Here is a 17,601-nt window from a genome sequence, read left to right on the forward strand (position 1 = left end):
GAGGCGATTGATTGGATTCGTCCAGCCAAGACGGTCGCCCGCTATCCGGTAACCGGCACATTTGGTCGGTTCGAGATACAGAGGCACGATCGTATGTCGATCCCTGAATGTGGCCGCGGCCTCTCCCTGTTGTCTCTAGTCGCGTTGTGGCCTATTATAAACGCCATCCGTGACCTAGGTGACACATGCTGCATTTCGACATAATTGGCGCCCTGTTGAAGATGTTCACGCCTGTCCTGGTGGTCATTTCGGCTGTTTCTCAGTTAGTCCAATTGTCGGTGAAAGTGTTCACGCGTGAGAAGCAACAGTCAAAGGTGCCTGCTGCGATGCCTTTGGCCCAGTTGCGCACGCCGAACCTGCTTGACGGTCTGTCGGAGAACACGCTGGTCGGTATTCGGACCCGGCTCTCGAATGGTGACGCTATTCGCGACGACAATATTGCCTGCCTTGAGGTAATCGACAGGCGTTTTGGTTTGACGCGGTCAGCCCGGACGGAATATCAGGATTTCAAGTCCTCCCATCCGCATTGAACTCCAGGATAAGTTTTGGATACTGTAACATTGACTGGGTACCACGGTACCTCGGAAGATTGCGTCGCCAATATTTACGCATCTGGCTTCATGCCGACTACGCGAAGCGCTTCATGGTTGGGATTTGGAGCATACTTCTCCTGGGAAGCGCCTGATCGCGCGATAGACTGGGCGAAGACAGTCGCAGCGAGGCGTTCGAGAAAAAGCGGCACGACAACCAAAGCGGCGTTGTTCAAAGTGTCGGTTTCTCTTGATAACTGCATGAATCTCCTGGATGTGGGCTATTGGGATCTCCTGAGAGATGCATATCGGGCCGTGCCTAATAGCTTGTCCCAGGTCGGCCCGGGGCATCTCTACAACCCGTCCTCTTATGACCTTTCGAAGGTCGGCTATAACTACCGCGACTGCGCGGCGGTCAACGCATTGGTCCAGAATTTAGAGAACTCCGGCCAGCCTGTGGATTCCATTATCGCCGCGTTTGCGGAAGGCAATCCCGTTGCCGCTGACTCCTGGCTCTTCGACCAGTCGACGGTCATGGTGAACGTTAGAAATCCCAAGAGAATCAAGATACTGGGCCATACACTTTTCTAAGGGAACGGCGACTATCGAACATGACAGCCATCGAGTTCGTCTCCGGAGATTAGGTCTGCCTTCCATCTTACGTTTCGCTTGTTGCAATCGTCCTCGGCGAGACGGTCCTTTCACGCTAATCTCGACGGCTGAATTCAGCCCCGTATGCGTTCAAGGTCGCCGCGCAAACCTCGCCGCCATGTCGCGTAATCATGTCGAATTCCGGTTCCGTGGCCTTCGTCAGGTTTGTCGGATAGTTCAGCGACAGACCCGCCTGCTCGTCCGTGAGTAGATCCGCGAGTTCATCTTCCGGGATCCCGAACTGCCGCATCGGAGTCCCCATCTTCACCAGGATGCCCCTCACCTCGCCGCGCGCTATCGATCCCATCAGCATTCGGGATCTAAGTGCTCTGATCTGATCGCTGGCGATGTCAAAGAGGCGCGGCGACGCAAGCTTTCCCTGAAGCAATCCTGACAATGAGAGCTTCCTCGGCGGGCCTAGCGGACCTGAGGCATCGCTACAGATCAGAAAGTCGCAGCCCAGCAAGCCCTCCACGGGTTTGTAGATCGCCTCCAGCCCCATGTTCTCGTAGGCTCCGCCATCCCAGAGCCTCACGCTCTGCAATGACGGTCGGGTCTTCTGGATCGGCTTCCTGGTTGCTGGATCGGTTTGCCACCAGCCGTGTTCTGGAAGGTTGAGCCGGAGCGCGCCGATCGCATATGGAACGGCGGCCGACGCTGCGATCGCGAAGGAGATCGGAACGTCCGGACTATAGTGGCGGCCGAACTGCCAGTCGCCCATCATCTTCTTGGAAAAGCGCCAGTTCTTGCCAGTCTCGAAGGACGTGGTGTTGATGTGCCACTCCGGTGTCTCAGGGAGATCATTCAGGGAGCCGCGGACACCCCATTGCTGCTCGAGAAGTCGAGGAAGGATCTCCGCCCTCCGTACGGCGATACGGTAGTTTTCGCGCAGGATCCCTTTCCAGCCCAATGCTGTTACCGAGAAAAGATCACCACCGGTGAGCCGTGATCGAAGCTCGGGATAGATCTCGTCCAGAAACTGTTTCGAGGTCGGCCAACGCAGTCCGGCATGTGAGAAGACAGCACCGACTATCAGGCTGCCACCGGAAACAGTCGAGATCTGGGTGACGTTCTCCAGATCGCCGCGCAAAGCGAGGTGCCGCAAAACACCGAGATGGAAGACGGCCGCCCGAACGCCGCCGCCCGAGAGAGCCAGACCGATCCTCGGCGGCAGGTCGGCATCATTCATTCGTCGCACTCCTTGAGCCACCGATCAAAGCGGTGAGATCGCTGGCAGACACGATCAGCGAAATGGCGGGAAGACCTTCAATCTCCATGGCTGCCTTCAACTGACGAATCTGGGCGAGATCGGTTCTGCTCGGCGCGGAAGACACGCCGTCCGGATGGGAGTGCCACTCGCCAATATAACGGATCTGATTGCCAGTCCTGGTCGCGGCGGCCTCGATGTCCATTCTCAGCTTGGAGACGCCTCTGGTGAACGAGCTGGTGGTACCGATGCTGTCGTCTGGAGGCGGGAGCGCTCCGACGACATCGATCCGCCTCCGCTCAAAATCGATCATCCCCATCAGCGGGCCGCCAGTCTCGTGAGGAAGGGCGGCACTTCGTTTCTGGATCAGCTCATTCCTCAGGGATGCAGGCATCGAAACCATCCAACCCTTCTCCGATACCTGACAGGTGTCGCAGACCACTGAAGTAACCGATACGCCGTACGCGCTCATCGTCCAGATCTTGAGAGAGGCTTCCGCGGTCTTACATCCGATCGCGATCTCCGCGGCGATCAGGCCCGAAAGGGTTTGTATCGCCGCCATGGGAATACGGTTCGTCAGCGCGCGGCATGCCCCGGTGTACTGCATCCTGTCGGCGGGACCGAGATGGTCTTCGAGTACGTCGTTCGTCAGGATCTCGCGGAGATAGGCCGCCTCGAGGTCCAGCAGAGTGACCGATCGGGCTTCATCCTCGATCATGACAATTCCGGAATTTCCGTCTGGGGAGAAGAAAGCGCACATGCGACGCGCCGAACCGGGAAGGTCGGACACCCAGCGTGCAACGGGAACGGAAGCGGACGCATCAAGGATGAGATCGGCTTCAGCGATCCTCTCGTCGAGCACGGCTTTGTCCTTAGGCGCGAGCACATTCTCCACGATCGGCCGGACATCGACATCCGTCCTTATGTGATGGAGGCGGCCCGCAAGTGCGACGGCCTTCTTCTTTCCAACGAACTGGTTGTTGAGCGTATGCCGGGCAACGTTGTGCGGGAGCAGCGTGTCGTGGTCTGCCAGCGACCATTTGAAAAGACCCTGACGAACCAGGATCTCGGATATGGCCGAGCCAGCGGAGCCCGCTCCAATCATCAACATTCGGCGGCTGTCTGCATGATCGCCACCCGAAAGGATGGCAGCGCCCTCCGCATCAAACTCGCTGTGCACGAAGGACATCGTGACAGGTATGTCGCGCGCGTTCTCCATACTTGCGGTCGCGCCGACCGTGGGAAGGAAGTTCACCTCTTTCGCTTCACCGCTCGCGTTGCGATAGAGGAACCCCATCTGCTCGCCGATATCGCCTGGACTGAACCCGGAGACGAACGCCACCGTCTCACTGACACCGACCTCCCCGGTGGCTGGGTTGACCTGCGGCATGGTCACGAGAAAGCACGTAAGGCGCACCCCCTCACCGTCTTCCTTCCGCCCCTGAACCCAGTCGTTGATCCTCCTCTGAAGGATGTTCTGGAAATCCACGCCTGCGCCGGACAGGAGATCGCTCAACTCTCCGAGGTTCCGCGGAGCGCGTTTCATACGCGCCATCTGCTGCGGCTGTATCGCACAATGAAGTGCCATCAGGCGGACGTTGTCACCCACGACATCGTCAGGCCTCCTGCCGGATATGAAAAGGCATCTGACCTCGCGGTCCGCGGCCCATATGAAGAGCGGGGAATTGCTCTCCGCGGCTGCCCAGAAGTCCGATTTAAGAATGATCTCTGTGGTGGTTTCCGGAAGGAACATGGGGTCGAGCGGTTGCGCAGCGCCGTGAAGTTCGCCCTGGCACGCCTTCTCGAACCACGTACTGATCCGCCCCATGAGTTCTGCGGCAGTGTAGAAGCTCTTGGTGTCCTGCCATGGCCTGTCGTCGATGCAGAGACCAGCCGGAAAGCCTTCGATCATGAGGCTCTGGTGGGGCGTATCGGGAAAGTCCGGGCGAGCCACGAGAACCGAAAAACCTCCGGGTGGCGAACGCTGGAAACAGACCGTCACCGCCTCGACGGGACGGATGTCGTAGACTGGCCGCTGCGGACGCTCGGTCGCAAGGTCGAAGGACACGAGATCCCAGTCCTTGAAGCGACGGCATTCACCAAACGAGACATAGTTTGCACCGGGTCCGCGGATGTATTCTACCAGTGACCTCGCAAGCTGGCTGGCGAGGTCACTGAAATCGACCACTTCCGACTCGTCAGGCTGCCAGTACATCTTCACCCCGTCCGGCCCGCTCTGGTCGGGGTGGATGCGGCCACGCTGGTCGCCGTGGCAGCGGCGGCCATCATGACGGAAACACCCTGGGCCGTAATCTTGAGACGGATCGGTTTCGGCTTGCCTTGCGTAGGAGTTTCCATGGTCACCAGGAACTCGCCGTCCGAATCCTTGATGATCTTGCGGTAGTAGGCGGCTGCCTGGCGATGCGGCGGCTGGGGATCCTCATCATCGGCCGTCCCCTTCGCCGGGATCGGCCAGCTCGGAGAGATGATCTTTTCGTGCTTCCGGGCGAGCTCCTCGAAGAGCCACTTAACGTCCTCCACGGGCTCCGTGATGTCCTCGCCCTTGTCCGGCGACAGGGAAAGATAGGAGCAATGGTGGAAGAGCTTCAGAACATCCCAGTGCAGCCGATGTTCGTTGCCGTGGTCGCGGCTGGTCCGCACGATCTGCGAAAGGCTTTCGTGGTCGATGTCGGCGCCGAGGAGGGCATAGGTCTCGCTCAATCCTTCGCGCATCGTCATATGGACCACGATGGATCCCTGGTTGCGGTCTATCAGACCAGCATCAGTCCGCCATGCGAATGGGCTATGCACGAAGAATTCGGCTGCTTCCGGCCCCCACTTGTCGAATCCGGGAACGAGTTTGCCCGCGTCGACGATGCAGTGCTCGCGGTCGGCAATGGTCAGGTCGTTTTCCTCGAGAAACGAAGCGAGGGTTTCCGGACGGGAGAAAACCTTGATCCCGCTGCCCTTGATGAGCCGATGGCGCGCCTCCTGCCGAATGATCCTCGCATCATCATCAAGCGACATCTCTGTTATCGCCCCGGCGGGAACCCAGAGTTCGTCGATCTTCAGGCGGTCACCGCCCTGGTATTTTGCAGCGTGATCGAACCAGAAGAATTCGCTGGATCGGTAGATGTGGTCCTTGTCGAGATGCGTGAACGCGACCACTCGGAAAGATTCCTGACCCGCATCGTCCATCGCTTCCCGGATAGCCGAAGGGAGGTCGATGCGCTTGTCGTAAGGATCCGCAGCGTTGCGCATATGAGCGTAGTCCAAGAGGACTACCTGATTGTTGGAAAGCTGTATGAAAGTGGTATCCGCATTCCCGGTCGGGAAGAATTTCATGTATGCCGTCATTCGCCGTGTCCCTCGTCGTCGAGCCGCATTCACTACAATTTTAAGTATCCCGCCTTGAAGATGGTTTTCGCCTCACTTTGGCGCAAGGGCGCACGCTCATTTTGTTCACGTTTTCCTCTGGAATGTTCGCGTGCGTTTTCGATGACCGCCGCCAGCGGTTAGTCTTCAGCGCTTCCCGGCGGCAAATGGCGCCTTGCTGCGATGGATCCCTCCGGTTCCGATGTCGCATCTCACCGCGCCCCGCCGCTCCCCAAAGTCAAGAATCCTTAAGGACCACGAGATCCCGAATGTCGACATGGAGGGCACAGAAGCGACAGGGACGGCGGATGCGATCATCCGGCTGGTTTCAGTGGAGAACATCCACTATGCGGCGCACATCTCGAAATCACCGAGCATCCGCGATGCCAACTCCACCGTTCGAGCCCGTTTTCTATGATGTCGTAATATCGGTTCGAAGAGAGGATCTCGATGGACACAGCAGGGTAGAGCTGGCGGAATTGCGCCACGACGGGCATAAGGTGCAAGAGTGAGAACGACAGTGAGGCACCGACGCGCAGGTGTCCGGTTGGAGCGTGCGAATGATCGATAACGTTGGCCTCGGGCATCTCCCACGTAGCTAGGAGATCTTTCGCATCCGCATACAGCGTCTGGCCCTCGCTGGTGAGACTGAGTTGACGCGTCGATCTATGGAAAAGCCTCGCTCCTAGGCGCGTTTCCAGGTTCAGAAGGTGGCGGCTGACGCCGGAAACCGAGAGGTTCAATGCAGCCGCGGCCCGCGTCATGCTTCGTTCCTCGACGAGGCTGACAAAGACCTGAAACTCGGTCCAGCGGTACATTCTGGCTTCCGTCGATCAGACTACAGGCAGGCATTTCGAATAACACCCGAGAGTCGCGACCAATAACTCGCCCAGACGACCAAGGTCATCGGATCCGCTGATAGCGCTACTTCACTTGTGCGAAGTAGCGTCGGCGCTGACATGCCTCCCTCGCAATATCATCGGAACCCGCGGTCGGAAACTGAAGAAAAATACCGCTGCCATCATGGCGATAACATTACAGAAAATCCCACCGCAGCCGACAACGATTGGTTGATAAGAGTTCCGAGCCTGAGTATCAATACTTCCACGACATAGAACCAGCCGAATCCCATGCCAAATTATGACTTCCGAACACTGTCTTTCCTCGACTTCGAAGAGCTGGTCCGCGACCTGCTTCAGGCGGAGTGGGGCGAACGTCTCGAGACGTTTGGACCAGGTCGAGACAAGGGCATTGATATCCGTCTAGCAAAGGGTTCTGGCAACGTGATCGTCCAGGCGAAGCACTGGAGAGGCTCATCTGCTGCAGCGCTCGTGCGGGAACTCCGGAAGGAAAACGAGAAGGCGCGCCTCCTCCAACCTCTGAGATATGTTGTGGCGACATCCCAGAGCATGACCCAGGATCTGAAACGGCGCATCGTCGAGGCCATGCCGGACGTTCCACTCGTGGTCAGCGACATCATCGGACAGGAGGATTTGAACAACCTCCTGTCGCGGCATCCGGAGATTGAAGCCCAGCACTTCAAGCTCTGGCTCGCCAGCACGGGCGTTCTCGAGCGGATACTGCAAAGCGGGGTCTACAACAGAACTGCGTCAGAGCTCGACATCATACAGCGTGTCGTTCCTCGGTTCGTGAACAATCAAAGCGTCCAGCAAGCGGAAAGCCTGCTGGATAAGACCGGCGCCCTTATTATCTCCGGACCGCCTGGCGTGGGGAAAACGACACTCGCGCGGATGCTGCTATGGAGGCACGCCGAGCAAGGTTGGAACATTCATGTGGTGGACAGCGTCGAGGAAGCCGTGCAGGTCGCGACGGAAGGCAAGAAGCGCGTCATCTTTTTCGACGACTTCCTTGGCCAGGTCCGTTTGTCGGCCGACCATGTCCGAGGGATTGACGCACGCCTGCCACCGCTCCTCGCGCGGATCACGACACACAAGGACTTGCGGTTTATCCTAACGACGAGGGATTACATTTTTTCCCAGGCCGGGATGATTTCGCCGCGACTTGATGCCAGAAACCTCGACGCGCGCCAGTTTGTTCTCGACGTGGGGCAATACACGAGAGGGATTCGGGCGCGGATCCTTTACAATCATCTTTTCTTCTCCGAGCTGGAGGAGCCACAGATTGATAGCCTGCTTGCAGATGATTTCTATTTGAAGATCATCGACCACCGAAACTTCAATCCGCGCCTCATAGAAGTGATCACTTCGCGCAAATACATGGATATGGCTGAAGGGCCAGCGGCCTTGGCGATACAGGCAGTTCTCGACAATCCGGAACGGCTCTGGGAGGCCCCCTACCGCCGTCACCTGAGCGACGATGCGAAACTGCTCCTGATTGCCACGACTATCGCTGGAGGCGGTCTTCCGATGGACCAGTTGAGGGACGTGTTTGCGCGGACTTCCGTGGCGATGGACTCCGCCATCCCGAGAGCATCTTTCGAACCTCGTTTCCGGGACGCATTCCGGGAGATCGAAGGATCCGCAATCACGCTTTCCGACGGGCATGTCGCCTTCGCGAATCCTGGATTGCGCGATTTCATGCAGCGCATAATCACAGGGGACGGCCTAATGGAACATGCCGTCAGCGCAGCCGCGAATTACAAGGAGCTCGAGGAATGCCACTCCATCGCTGCTGGCGCTCGAGCAGAGCACGGCCGCAACGCCATGGAAGTGACCTGGCTTGCTGCGCTTAACCGGGTATCAAAAAATACAGCCACGACGGCATACCAGCACCTCTCGCTCGCGATGATGCTGTACGACGACTTTCCGTCCGACCCCTTTCTCGAACACGTCATTTCAGCGATCGAAACCCTGGCTTTGCTGGGTCTCAACAGCGATCATGTGAGCGAGGCATGCCAGCTCCTGGAAGACGCTGCTTCGAACGGCCTTCCATCGGAGGTCGGCGAACGTTTGTCCGAAATGGCGACTCGCACCTGCGCGAAGCTGCTTGCCGTCGAGGCCAGGCACCTCCCGTTCGAAGACATCGTAAGCCTAACCGAAGCGATTGAAACGTATGGCAAGGATCCGGAGCTTGCAAAAAACAGCATCTTCGAAGCCCTGAACACATATGAGACCTGCAATATCAGGGATGATCTGACGAACTTCGACACCCTCTCGGAGGTCGAGGAGTTCGAAGAGGATTACCTGCGATTTGCAAGGCGCCGCGGCTACGATCCAAGCGAAGCCGTCTCCGCCTTCCAACGACGGAAAGAGAGGCTGTTCGAAGACGACCGCCCCGATGGGGACGGTTCGTCCTTCTGGGGCCACTCCGGCGAAAAGGACATGGCCACTCACGAAATCAGATCCATCTTCGAAAGCCTCAGAAGCACCTCTGGCGACCCATGAAGACTGCAGTTGCCTAGGGATTGATCGACCGCGAAAACTGCACCATTTAGATCGCATGCCGAAATCAGATAAGAACGACAGCGAGCTGCTGAGGACGTGGACCTTGACGGCTGACATCACCATGGGATCCTTGATCCGTGCCAAAGGTATCCTCCAAGAGATTCAGGCAAGATTGCCAAAGACGTCGAAAAAGGCGATCTCACTGGAAGGTGTCGATCTGGTTCTAGCGATGCCGACCGATGACAGAACTGCCTTCAACGCCGCGGTGTCGGTGGTTTCCAAGACGATGGCGGACGCGCCAACCCTCCCCGTCATTCCTCGCGAGATTCAGGACATTCTCGGCATGAAGACAAGTGAGCGGCATCGTTGGCTTGCCGACGGCCGCCTCCCGAGTGCCGGGACGAGAACCGTCAGGCTAGCAGGCAGGGCGCGCCAGATCACGTTCCATGTCTTCGACCCGAGGGTCGTCGAGGACCTTCTCGATCGTGGAGCTGTCGATGATTGCCAGACAATGTCCCGCACGAAATCGATTTCGAGCTTGCCGGGGAAATGTCCAGCTCGAACTGGCGCTACCGTCACGCCAGGAACGCCGTATCGGAGTTCGTCAACCTCCGGAACACGTTCCGAACGAAGATGTCGCATGCGGCGAAATGGGACACGCGGGAGAGCACCTTCATCACACTCGATCAGATGCTTGAGTTCGATCACCGCCTAGAAGATCCGCAGCAGCGAAAGGATGTCATGACGATGTTCAGGAGTGGCGAATACGGGCTGGTACTGACCTGGCCTGAGTTCGCTGAATATAGCTTCTGATCATCGAGATTGAGATAGCCGTCAGGCGGCGAGCGGTCCCGCCTCCAGCTTATCAATCAACATGTCTAGGGACTATGCCGGACCGCCCCGGAACAGAAAGCTGTCCACCTTCATGTCGCGGACCGGGCCGAACATCTGCGTTTCGCGGATGAGTTCCTCCATCTTGCTGTCCGGCTTCCATGGAGCGTCCACGTGACACCAATCGAGGCTTACCGAGGCGCCATCCTTGGAGATCAGTAGCCCAACGCCGACCCCGGTCTTGAGATCGTACTTCGCTGCCTGCGTGTACATCGCCAGCGCCTTCGATCGCATCTCGATGCCCTCGGGCCCCCTCACCGGCCATTTGGGATCCATTGCAGCAATCATGAATGCGCAGTCGGTACGCGGGAACGCGAGCCTGAGCGGTCGACGGAACTCACCCATGCGCGCAGCATCCAGGCAGATCATCAGCCGTTTCTTGAACTCCCGCCAGACAGAACGCGGGACCCGCGCGAATTCCTCCATGATGCGATAATAGTCGTTGCCCTGGCCGCTGTGCACGATGTGATCGCGAAGGTTATACATGAGGTATGAAAGATCGAAGCTTTCGAGGTCCTGCACGAAGTCACGTAATGATTCAATCGATCCCGGCTGCGGCAGATCCTTGTCCGCAAGGAATCCAACCATGATGTCGGGTTCTGTGACGACGGTTCCGGCCTGCTTGAGGCGGAGCAGCGCTGCTTCCCGGTACTCGAAATACAGGCGAACATCATCTGGCAGCAGGAGCTTGTCCAGGACACCGAGATAGTCGTTGGCCGCAATTACGTGGATGAAGCCCGCCTCTCCGGAAATGACGTATTGCGTCGCCCAGCAGTCTTCAGGAAGCAAGCGACCTGGAAAATACACGATGACCTTCTTTATGTCCCGAAGGTCCCGCCCCATCACTTCGACTTCGTGACCCTGATCGTTCGTGAGATGGATTTTCTCGTTTTCCGACAGGTATCGCAGCGAGGCTTTAATCTGATCCTTCGCCTTGCGGAGAACCTTCTGCTTGAACCATCGACGTTCGATTTCCGGATCCTCAGTCGCCTCGGTCCGCTCCTTAAGCTGGAAAACGAACCCTAGTGATCCGATCTTGACGATGCCGTCGGCAAGCTCGACCTCGACCTTGGGTCGCGGAACGAACCTGGTCTGGGAGAAGGTAAATTCCTTCCAGAAAGTAGTCGCGTTGAGCTGGGCTGTGAATTGTTCGAGCGTCATGCGTTGAGGATATCGCAACGTTCGGTAAAGTTGAAAGTCCAAATCCTTCTCTAAAACCGAAACCCATCCAACTCGGTGAAGTTGAAACCCACTGTCTCCTTAAAGGCCGTCGCTACATCAGCAATCGCGCCACCCTATCGCCCGCAAGCACCTCATCCCTGAGAAGCGCGTCCGTTAGAATGTCGATATGATTACGTTTCGTCCGAATGATCTGCCGCGCTCTCACCATTTCAGCATCGAGTAGCCGCTCCACACGCCTCCGGACAAAGCCATCATTCCTGCGCAGGTCGGCAAGATCCTTCGATGAAGTCGCATCATTGTAAAGCAGCGACCCCATCCCCAGGCTGCCGACCATCATCGTGGCGAGATCGGTGGCGCGCTGGATATCGGATCCCATCGCTCCACCCGACCCTGCGTACGATCGACCCAGGACCTCTTGCTCCGCAGCCCTTCCCGCCAGGAGCATGGCGATTTCATCCCGATAGGACTGCTCGTGACGATGCACGACCGTCGCACGGTTCCAGCCCACATATCCAAGACTGTCGCCACGAGCCGGAACCACCTTTGGAACGGCAATCATGACAATCTCCCCGACCTGAAGTTCGAGGCCTACCAATGCGTGCCCGGCTTCATGGAGGCTGGAAGCCCTTCGAACCTCTTCATCGACAGCGACCAGCGGAGGTGCTGCAGAAAGCAAATCCTCCCCACTGATCCCTCTCCGCGCCCGACGGGCCGTCTTGCGGGCATCCTTCGCGAGCTGGGCGAGGTCCGCACCCGAGTATCCCGTTGTCGCCTTCGCGACAGCGGCGATGACTTCATCAGGAATCTCGGCTCCCAAATGCAGCGCGAGGATCGCTTTTCGGTCGTCGTAGTCGGGCAGAGGAACAAAGATGTGCCGGTCCAATCGGCCCGGTCGACGCAATGCGGGGTCGATCGCCTCGGGGTGGTTAGTCGCCGCGATGACCACGACACCGTCCCTGCCCTTGGCACCATCCAGGGCCTCGAGCAATCCGTTCACGACCTGCACCCCATAGGAGGCGTTGTCTCCCGAAAACCGGGATCGGTCGCCGACCGCGTCGAACTCGTCGAGAAACAAGATCGTCGGCGCCTTCTCCGCAGCCTCGCGGAAAGTCTTCCGCATCGCCTGCAAATAGTCGCCGAGATGTCCCTCGGACTGCCACTGAGCACTGGATGCCGATACGAACGAGGCATCGCAGGTTTTGGCCACAGCCGCAGCGAACATTGTCTTTCCAACACCCGGAGGTCCGCTCAGGAGCAGTCCGCAATCCACATCGGACCACTTGACAATGCCGTTACGCCAGTCCTTGAGGTCGACAGCGAGATTCATCGCCCAAGTCTTAGCCTCTCCGAAGCCTGGAAGATCTTCGACGCCCATCGTCGAGACCTCGATCTTCGGCTTCTCTGGCGGCAAACCCTCAAGTCGTGCAAGGACCATCTCGATCGAGCGTCCCCTTCGCAGAGCTTTCAGCAACATCGCGCGAGGGTAAGTCAGCAGTCTTCTTGACTGCTCTGTGGTGGCGGTTACGTCGAAGACCGTACGTATCGCGCTTGCGAGATGTATCGGGCGGATCGGTCCGACGGACACGACCATGTCAAGAGCGACCGCGATATCCGGTGGTATGGAGACCCCGAACGGGATCAGGGCGATCACGCCGTCAGCGTCGGAAAGCGCCGCCGCGACTTCTTCCCATGCCCACTCCTTCTTCCGCGCTGTGGTAGCGAACAATGTGATCCTGAAATCCTTCTTGAGGCCGGTTGCGCCAAGTTCCGCCTTCAGCGCATCGACGTAGTCCTGCAGAGTGGCATCCGGAGGTGCGACAAGAGCGAGCGACATGTGTCTGTTCTTGCGGATGCCAGCACGTCGCAAGGCATTGCGGATCGCAGGCCTGCAGACGGCGACCTTGATCTGGGTGTCGGAATCGACATTGACGGTCTTCATCGTCCGATCTCCCCATTGCCGCGCCGGACAATGGTGTCCGGGCCTATCAGGGCTTCATCGAGATCGACCGAAAGTATCGTCTGAAGGACGAGCGTTGCCAGACCCGCGACTGGCGGAATCTCCCGAAAGAGCGTCAGCCCTTCCGCGAAGCTGAAGGATCCGACTTCATCGAGAGTGGCAAGGACTCTGATCCGGTCTCCGAGCGGGCAGACATGGTTCCCGTATCGCAGGAGATCCCGCGCATTTCGGAGCCTCCAGCCACTTTCCCGCTGTCGGCGGGTAATGAATTCGTGGGAATAGCCCGCCTCGTCGGCTGCGTTGCCTATCCATGCCTCGCCATTCTCGGCCGCATCCAGGATGGATCTCCGCCCGGTGACATAAGTCACGAGAAAGTCGGGCACATGAGCCGCCTCCCCGCACCGGAGTTCGGATGGCAGGCACTGCCACTTTTCAACATCCGGATCGACATCGAGAAGGCATGCAAGATCTCGTGCGCCCCTCGTTCGGAAAGCTGGCGATCCAACGCACTTGATCGTAGCCTTGGGAGGAAATGGAACAGCAACGATCGACGGCGTGTTGCCGCCGCGGCCTGAAGAACTCTCGATACGCATGACAAATCCAAAGACAGAGTGACGGCGGCCGCGGTGGCGGCGTTCTCATCAGTCCTGTCGAGGTTGTCGGTGATCGAGCTTCATGTCGGAACAAATACGGAACGAGAAAACGGGCGTCAAGCATATTTCTTGTTGGGAAGCCACGCAGCGAGAATTCGAATTCAAACCTGGCTGCGGACAGGCTTTGCCATGAGTTCCCTCAACGCCTTCAAGCGCGCTTCAAGCCTTACACGCAGCTTGCCGGATCCCGCCCCGACAGGAATGTAGAAACGAGCACAATCCGCATCGCAGTCGAAGGACGAGCGAACCAGTACGCCGCGCTGGAAACTCTCGACGAGGAAGATCGTCGCAATCCCGTCCACTACGCGCTCACAATAGATGTAACGGAGTGGATGGTACGCAAAATAGAACCTCCCGGCCTCGAATTCAGGCGGGCCAAATGGAAGGTCGACCAGCCGCGCCTTTGATTTCGAGCCGGAGATCACGTTCGTATAGGTCGCGGCAGGAGAGATCGCCGTCGTCTCGAATGCGACATTTCCGGACATCACCGGATTCGCGACACCTCGGACTTCAACGACCAGTTCCCTTGCCTCACCGCGGCGGAAGAAAAACTCATCCGGTGGATCGATCATCGTTCCAATGGGGACCCTGATCGTCTGCGTCGCACCATTCGCGAGCGTCGGAACCTGATCGGGCGCGATTACATCCAGCAGATTTCGCGTCCCGGCAAAGGTGTGCTCGAGGTAATATCGCATCTGCGTGGATTCATCCGGGATCGCGATCCTCGAACCATCCGCGTAAACGATCGTCACCGCCTCGAACGCGTTTCCTGGTTCCTCCGGAAGAACTTTCATGACCGGTGCGGCGGTAGATGCGCCATGGATGACATACGATCCTACCGGGAAGCTTATGTCGTCCGACCGTCCTAAAGTCAGTTCGAACAGGTCGACACCGTGTCGTTTGGCAACGTCGACGCATCCTGACTGAAAGCCGTTTGCGCTGACGAAGATCAGCTTGTTCGCATTCACGTCGCGGCCTTTGGTCACGAAGGCTTCGATGTTCGAGGCCTCGACGCGGCGCTTATGGTTTTTCACCTCCACCGCGAGCATGAGGGTATAGGGTCCATTCGGGATGGTGACGACGACGTCGAACTGACGACCTTGTAACCTCACGTTCCACTGGACATCCGCGCCCGGCATCGCGGATCGGTTCATAGCCGCGACGATCATTTCGAAATAGGTGTCTTCAGAGATCATCTACAGCGGCCTGCTTCTGGAATTACCCGGCAAGCAGCATTGAGGAAATAGAGGGTTGTTTGGCCAAATCGCTCCAGCGCATCAGCTTCTATCCGGACCACCGCTCGCCAGGAATTTCACTGCGCCCTCCTTGCCGCCGGCTTGGAAGGAAATAGTAAAGGTGCCGTCTACGTCCTTCACGATCTGTGCGCCATCTCTCTTCGCAGCGTCCAGAAGTTCGCCAATCAAGGACTCAGCTTCCTCGCGCATCCATTTGTTCGAACGTCTCATTGAGCCTCGCCAAGGTTAATCGACCATCTAATCCTATCCGATTCCGTGTTTTCTAGCCATTGATAATCTTTTGATAACGATGTTCCGGAACGATCGCCGACGATTTCATTTGGAACAGCGAACATGAGAACCCGATACATGCTTCTCGACACCAGCGTTCTCAGCGAGGCGCGCAGGTCCGAGCCTATAGAGGAAGTGGTGGATTTCTTCAGATCACTACCTGACGAGTCCATTGCCATACCTATGCTCTCAGTCTTCGAGCTTGAGCGAGGTGCGCGCTCGCTGATGACAAAGGATAGGGAACGAGGCACTCTCTACCTCGAGTGGTTATCGGAACTTATAACCAAGGATATCTACTTTCCGCCCATGACCGTTGAAGTCTTCAGACTTATTGCGAGAATGGCCGCATTCCCACCGTTTCACAGTTATTGGCGTAACGACGGGCCCTCGAAGAAGCTCAGGTTCGGCTGCGATCCGGCGATAGCAGCAGTCAGCATCATTCATGGCATTCCGATCGCGACCCTCGATATTCGTGACTTCATGAGGATCCACGAATTCTTTCCGCTACCCGGTCTTTATGATCCTGTGCACAGGATCTGGCACGTGAAGTCTGACAAACCACCCTCAGCGGAGCATGATCCACCTCGCGCGAACAGCGTCCTGTTCCCATATGGAATGCGCGCGAACCGCTGCGCAGGCCTGCGGGAGACTTACGCTTTCGACCGCATTCATTCTTGGCACGGCCTACCCCTCATTGCTTAATCTTTAATTTACTACTTGCAGAGAAATGCGCGGCACAACGGTTACGTACCTGCCCAATCATGAATGTTCTCCAGGCGTTCACGTTGCCACCCCTTCATTTATATTGCACGTCTTACTTCGTGTTCCGAATTCGGTCCACGCCAGACATGGAAACCTGACATGCAACGAGTCCTGCCGACATATCTGCTGCAAAGCAGCAGCCAACAATCCGCCTGACGGCATCGGTACGATTCCGGTGGCCTCCAGGAGGTCCCGACTGCATTCCTCGCGAACGAAACGCTTCCCAAAGCCATCATCGAGTTTCAGGCAATGTCACTTCATCAGTTCACCATCATCCGCGTCGTTCCGCCGAACAACCGCCGGTCCGCATTCAAGGTGACGCTGCTGCAACGTAGCGCAGCATAGCCCGTCTGACGGAGTAGTCCGTCCCGACTGCCGGTCCCGCCCAGAAAAAACATGGAATCCCTTGCCTCATGACGAGGCGACGGCGGTGACCCTTTGCGGTCTCCGTCAGGCTTCCTACACCCGATCAACCGACCAAGGTCGTCAATCCATCTGGTGCTTGCCTTCCTGCACAAACTTTTCCCGACCCCATCCATAAGGAGCTGCTCCATGACGCAGAACGTATCCGTGCGCCTTTCTTCGACGAACTCTCCCTTCTTCCAACCGCGGCGACTGCGCGCGGCCGGGCGACACCCGGCCGTGACCAAGAATTTCAGCCGCGTGCGTGAGGACGACCTCCGACAGCGGCGACCAAGCCTTCAGATTCAGCGCTCTCAGAGGAGTCTCTCATGCGCAAGGAACACTACGTAGCCGACCGTCTCATCCGCATCCGCTGCGGCAACACCTTCAAGTTCGAGTACTCCGGTGCTCCGAACTACCATCGCCCGTCGAAGCCGCTTCTCTTCAAGGAGCCGCAGGCAGCGAATGGAAACCGCGTTGCCAGCACCAAGTCTCCGTTCAGCGCCCGAGGCCGCACGGTCAACCATGGTGATGACCGCACGATGTTCTTCGAGAGCAATCTCGAGCGTCGCACCGCCCTCATTCTCCAGGCGCATCCGGACATCGCCGAGGTCCGTGCCCAGTGGCCCACCGTGAAGTGGATCGCTGCGGACGGCAGCCGTCGCCGTCACACCTTTGACTTCTGGGTCCGCCGCACCGACGGGATCAGCATGGCCGTTGCGGTGAAGCCCAAGAAGTACGTCGAGAAGTACGGCCTCTTGCCCATGCTTGCGCGCATCCATGGTCAGGGTGCCATGGCGATGTTCGCCGACGACGTGACGGTGATCACCGAAGACTACGCGAACCAGAACTCGGAGGCTAACGCCAAGCGTATCCTCTTGTCGCGTCGTGTTCGCAACCACGACGAGGTCGAAATTGCTCGCAACGTCGTTGAGCAGATGGATGGCCCGGAACGCTTCTCCGAGCTCTTCCGCGGCGCGAATTCGGAAGCTGCCCGCCGCATCGCCCTCTGGTGCCTCATCGATGAAGGCTGCCTCGCCGCATCGGATCCGTCCGAGCGCATCAGCGACCACACCATCATGATCCGCGCAAAGTAAGGA

The 17,601-nt window shown here is 57.9% G+C and carries 15 protein-coding genes and 1 pseudogene; 7 read left to right on the forward strand and 9 right to left on the reverse strand.

Annotated elements, in window-relative coordinates:
• Nucleotides 1-185 precede the first annotated feature (185 nt).
• Both AVCG78_RS09100 and AVCG78_RS09105 read left to right on the forward strand, forming a co-directional pair.
• On the forward strand, nucleotides 186-530 hold the full coding sequence (locus AVCG78_RS09100) for a hypothetical protein (protein WP_071204248.1): 345 nt from the start codon (nucleotides 186-188) through the stop codon (nucleotides 528-530).
• A gap of 15 nt (nucleotides 531-545) precedes the next feature.
• Nucleotides 546-1,121, forward strand: a complete 576-nt coding sequence (locus AVCG78_RS09105) for a hypothetical protein (protein WP_139191384.1) — start codon at nucleotides 546-548, stop codon at nucleotides 1,119-1,121.
• 115 nt (nucleotides 1,122-1,236) lie between these two features.
• On the opposite strand, the gene AVCG78_RS09110 is transcribed toward AVCG78_RS09105, so the two are convergent.
• From AVCG78_RS09110 to AVCG78_RS09125, 4 genes are all read right to left on the reverse strand, one after another.
• On the reverse strand, nucleotides 1,237-2,370 hold the full coding sequence (locus AVCG78_RS09110) for a patatin-like phospholipase family protein (protein WP_071204253.1): 1,134 nt from the start codon (nucleotides 2,368-2,370) through the stop codon (nucleotides 1,237-1,239).
• Nucleotides 2,363-4,603 (reverse strand): ThiF family adenylyltransferase, encoded by a 2,241-nt coding sequence (locus tag AVCG78_RS09115; protein WP_071204255.1) that lies wholly within the window; start codon nucleotides 4,601-4,603, stop codon nucleotides 2,363-2,365. The genes AVCG78_RS09110 and AVCG78_RS09115 overlap by 8 nt, the downstream gene beginning before the upstream one ends.
• A gap of 2 nt (nucleotides 4,604-4,605) precedes the next feature.
• Entirely contained in the window at nucleotides 4,606-5,745 is a 1,140-nt protein-coding gene (locus AVCG78_RS09120) for a ComEC/Rec2 family competence protein (RefSeq protein WP_071204256.1), read from the reverse strand.
• 332 nt (nucleotides 5,746-6,077) lie between these two features.
• Complete coding sequence (locus AVCG78_RS09125) at nucleotides 6,078-6,581, reverse strand: LysR family transcriptional regulator (protein WP_071204258.1); 504 nt, start codon at nucleotides 6,579-6,581, stop codon at nucleotides 6,078-6,080.
• A 312-nt stretch (nucleotides 6,582-6,893) separates the two neighbouring features.
• On the opposite strand from AVCG78_RS09125, the gene AVCG78_RS09130 reads away from it, so the two are divergent.
• The 3 genes and pseudogenes from AVCG78_RS09130 to AVCG78_RS09140 all read left to right on the forward strand — a co-directional run bounded on the left by AVCG78_RS09130 (nucleotide 6,894) and on the right by AVCG78_RS09140 (nucleotide 9,941).
• Nucleotides 6,894-9,128 (forward strand): nSTAND3 domain-containing NTPase, encoded by a 2,235-nt coding sequence (locus AVCG78_RS09130; RefSeq protein WP_071204260.1) that lies wholly within the window; start codon nucleotides 6,894-6,896, stop codon nucleotides 9,126-9,128.
• Nucleotides 9,129-9,183: 55 nt separating this feature from the next.
• Nucleotides 9,184-9,630: pseudogene (locus AVCG78_RS09135) on the forward strand (hypothetical protein); the annotation flags it as partial.
• Entirely contained in the window at nucleotides 9,630-9,941 is a 312-nt protein-coding gene (locus AVCG78_RS09140; protein WP_071204262.1) for a hypothetical protein, read from the forward strand. The pseudogene AVCG78_RS09135 and the gene AVCG78_RS09140, both read left to right, overlap by 1 nt.
• Before the next feature lie 72 nt (nucleotides 9,942-10,013).
• Here the strand turns inward: AVCG78_RS09140 and AVCG78_RS09145 are convergent, their stop codons facing one another.
• The 5 genes from AVCG78_RS09145 to AVCG78_RS09165 form a co-directional block, all read right to left on the reverse strand.
• Nucleotides 10,014-11,180: a hypothetical protein gene (locus AVCG78_RS09145; RefSeq protein WP_071204264.1), complete on the reverse strand. Its 1,167-nt coding sequence runs from the start codon at nucleotides 11,178-11,180 to the stop codon at nucleotides 10,014-10,016.
• A gap of 112 nt (nucleotides 11,181-11,292) precedes the next feature.
• Nucleotides 11,293-13,140, reverse strand: coding sequence for an AAA family ATPase (locus tag AVCG78_RS09150; protein WP_071204266.1), 1,848 nt, complete (start codon nucleotides 13,138-13,140; stop codon nucleotides 11,293-11,295).
• Complete coding sequence (locus AVCG78_RS09155; protein ID WP_234665051.1) at nucleotides 13,137-13,541, reverse strand: hypothetical protein; 405 nt, start codon at nucleotides 13,539-13,541, stop codon at nucleotides 13,137-13,139. The genes AVCG78_RS09150 and AVCG78_RS09155 overlap by 4 nt, the downstream gene beginning before the upstream one ends.
• Before the next feature lie 371 nt (nucleotides 13,542-13,912).
• The gene (locus AVCG78_RS09160; RefSeq protein ID WP_156582964.1) at nucleotides 13,913-15,007 is read right to left on the reverse strand and encodes a restriction endonuclease; all 1,095 of its coding nucleotides are present in this window, start codon (nucleotides 15,005-15,007) and stop codon (nucleotides 13,913-13,915) included.
• A gap of 81 nt (nucleotides 15,008-15,088) precedes the next feature.
• The gene (locus AVCG78_RS09165) at nucleotides 15,089-15,277 is read right to left on the reverse strand and encodes a hypothetical protein (RefSeq protein ID WP_071204272.1); all 189 of its coding nucleotides are present in this window, start codon (nucleotides 15,275-15,277) and stop codon (nucleotides 15,089-15,091) included.
• A 138-nt stretch (nucleotides 15,278-15,415) separates the two neighbouring features.
• On the opposite strand from AVCG78_RS09165, the gene AVCG78_RS09170 reads away from it, so the two are divergent.
• Together AVCG78_RS09170 and AVCG78_RS09175 are read left to right on the forward strand one after the other, a co-directional pair.
• Nucleotides 15,416-16,039, forward strand: coding sequence for a type II toxin-antitoxin system VapC family toxin (locus AVCG78_RS09170; RefSeq protein WP_071204274.1), 624 nt, complete (start codon nucleotides 15,416-15,418; stop codon nucleotides 16,037-16,039).
• 791 nt (nucleotides 16,040-16,830) lie between these two features.
• A complete protein-coding gene (locus AVCG78_RS09175; RefSeq protein WP_071204278.1) occupies nucleotides 16,831-17,598 on the forward strand; it encodes a TnsA endonuclease N-terminal domain-containing protein in 768 nt (255 codons plus the stop codon).
• Nucleotides 17,599-17,601 lie beyond the last annotated feature (3 nt).

The sequence above is a fragment of the Gillisella vitis genome (genome assembly GCF_021559775.1).
GTDB lineage: Bacteria > Pseudomonadota > Alphaproteobacteria > Rhizobiales > Rhizobiaceae > Allorhizobium > Allorhizobium ampelinum.

Excerpts from the sequence above, each read along its gene's own strand:
- AVCG78_RS09170 (WP_071204274.1), top strand. The coding sequence starts at position 15,416 with ATGCTTCTCGACACCAGCGTTCTCAGCGAGGCGCGCAGGTCCGAGCCT.
- AVCG78_RS09115 (WP_071204255.1), bottom strand. The coding sequence starts at position 4,603 with ATGTACTGGCAGCCTGACGAGTCGGAAGTGGTCGATTTCAGTGACCTC.
- AVCG78_RS09110 (WP_071204253.1), bottom strand. The coding sequence starts at position 2,370 with ATGAATGATGCCGACCTGCCGCCGAGGATCGGTCTGGCTCTCTCGGGC.
- AVCG78_RS09100 (WP_071204248.1), top strand. The coding sequence starts at position 186 with ATGCTGCATTTCGACATAATTGGCGCCCTGTTGAAGATGTTCACGCCT.
- AVCG78_RS09175 (WP_071204278.1), top strand. The coding sequence starts at position 16,831 with ATGCGCAAGGAACACTACGTAGCCGACCGTCTCATCCGCATCCGCTGC.
- AVCG78_RS09125 (WP_071204258.1), bottom strand. The coding sequence starts at position 6,581 with ATGTACCGCTGGACCGAGTTTCAGGTCTTTGTCAGCCTCGTCGAGGAA.
- AVCG78_RS09145 (WP_071204264.1), bottom strand. The coding sequence starts at position 11,180 with ATGACGCTCGAACAATTCACAGCCCAGCTCAACGCGACTACTTTCTGG.
- AVCG78_RS09160 (WP_156582964.1), bottom strand. The coding sequence starts at position 15,007 with ATGATCTCTGAAGACACCTATTTCGAAATGATCGTCGCGGCTATGAAC.
- AVCG78_RS09150 (WP_071204266.1), bottom strand. The coding sequence starts at position 13,140 with ATGAAGACCGTCAATGTCGATTCCGACACCCAGATCAAGGTCGCCGTC.
- AVCG78_RS09130 (WP_071204260.1), top strand. The coding sequence starts at position 6,894 with ATGCCAAATTATGACTTCCGAACACTGTCTTTCCTCGACTTCGAAGAG.
- AVCG78_RS09120 (WP_071204256.1), bottom strand. The coding sequence starts at position 5,745 with ATGACGGCATACATGAAATTCTTCCCGACCGGGAATGCGGATACCACT.
- AVCG78_RS09165 (WP_071204272.1), bottom strand. The coding sequence starts at position 15,277 with ATGAGACGTTCGAACAAATGGATGCGCGAGGAAGCTGAGTCCTTGATT.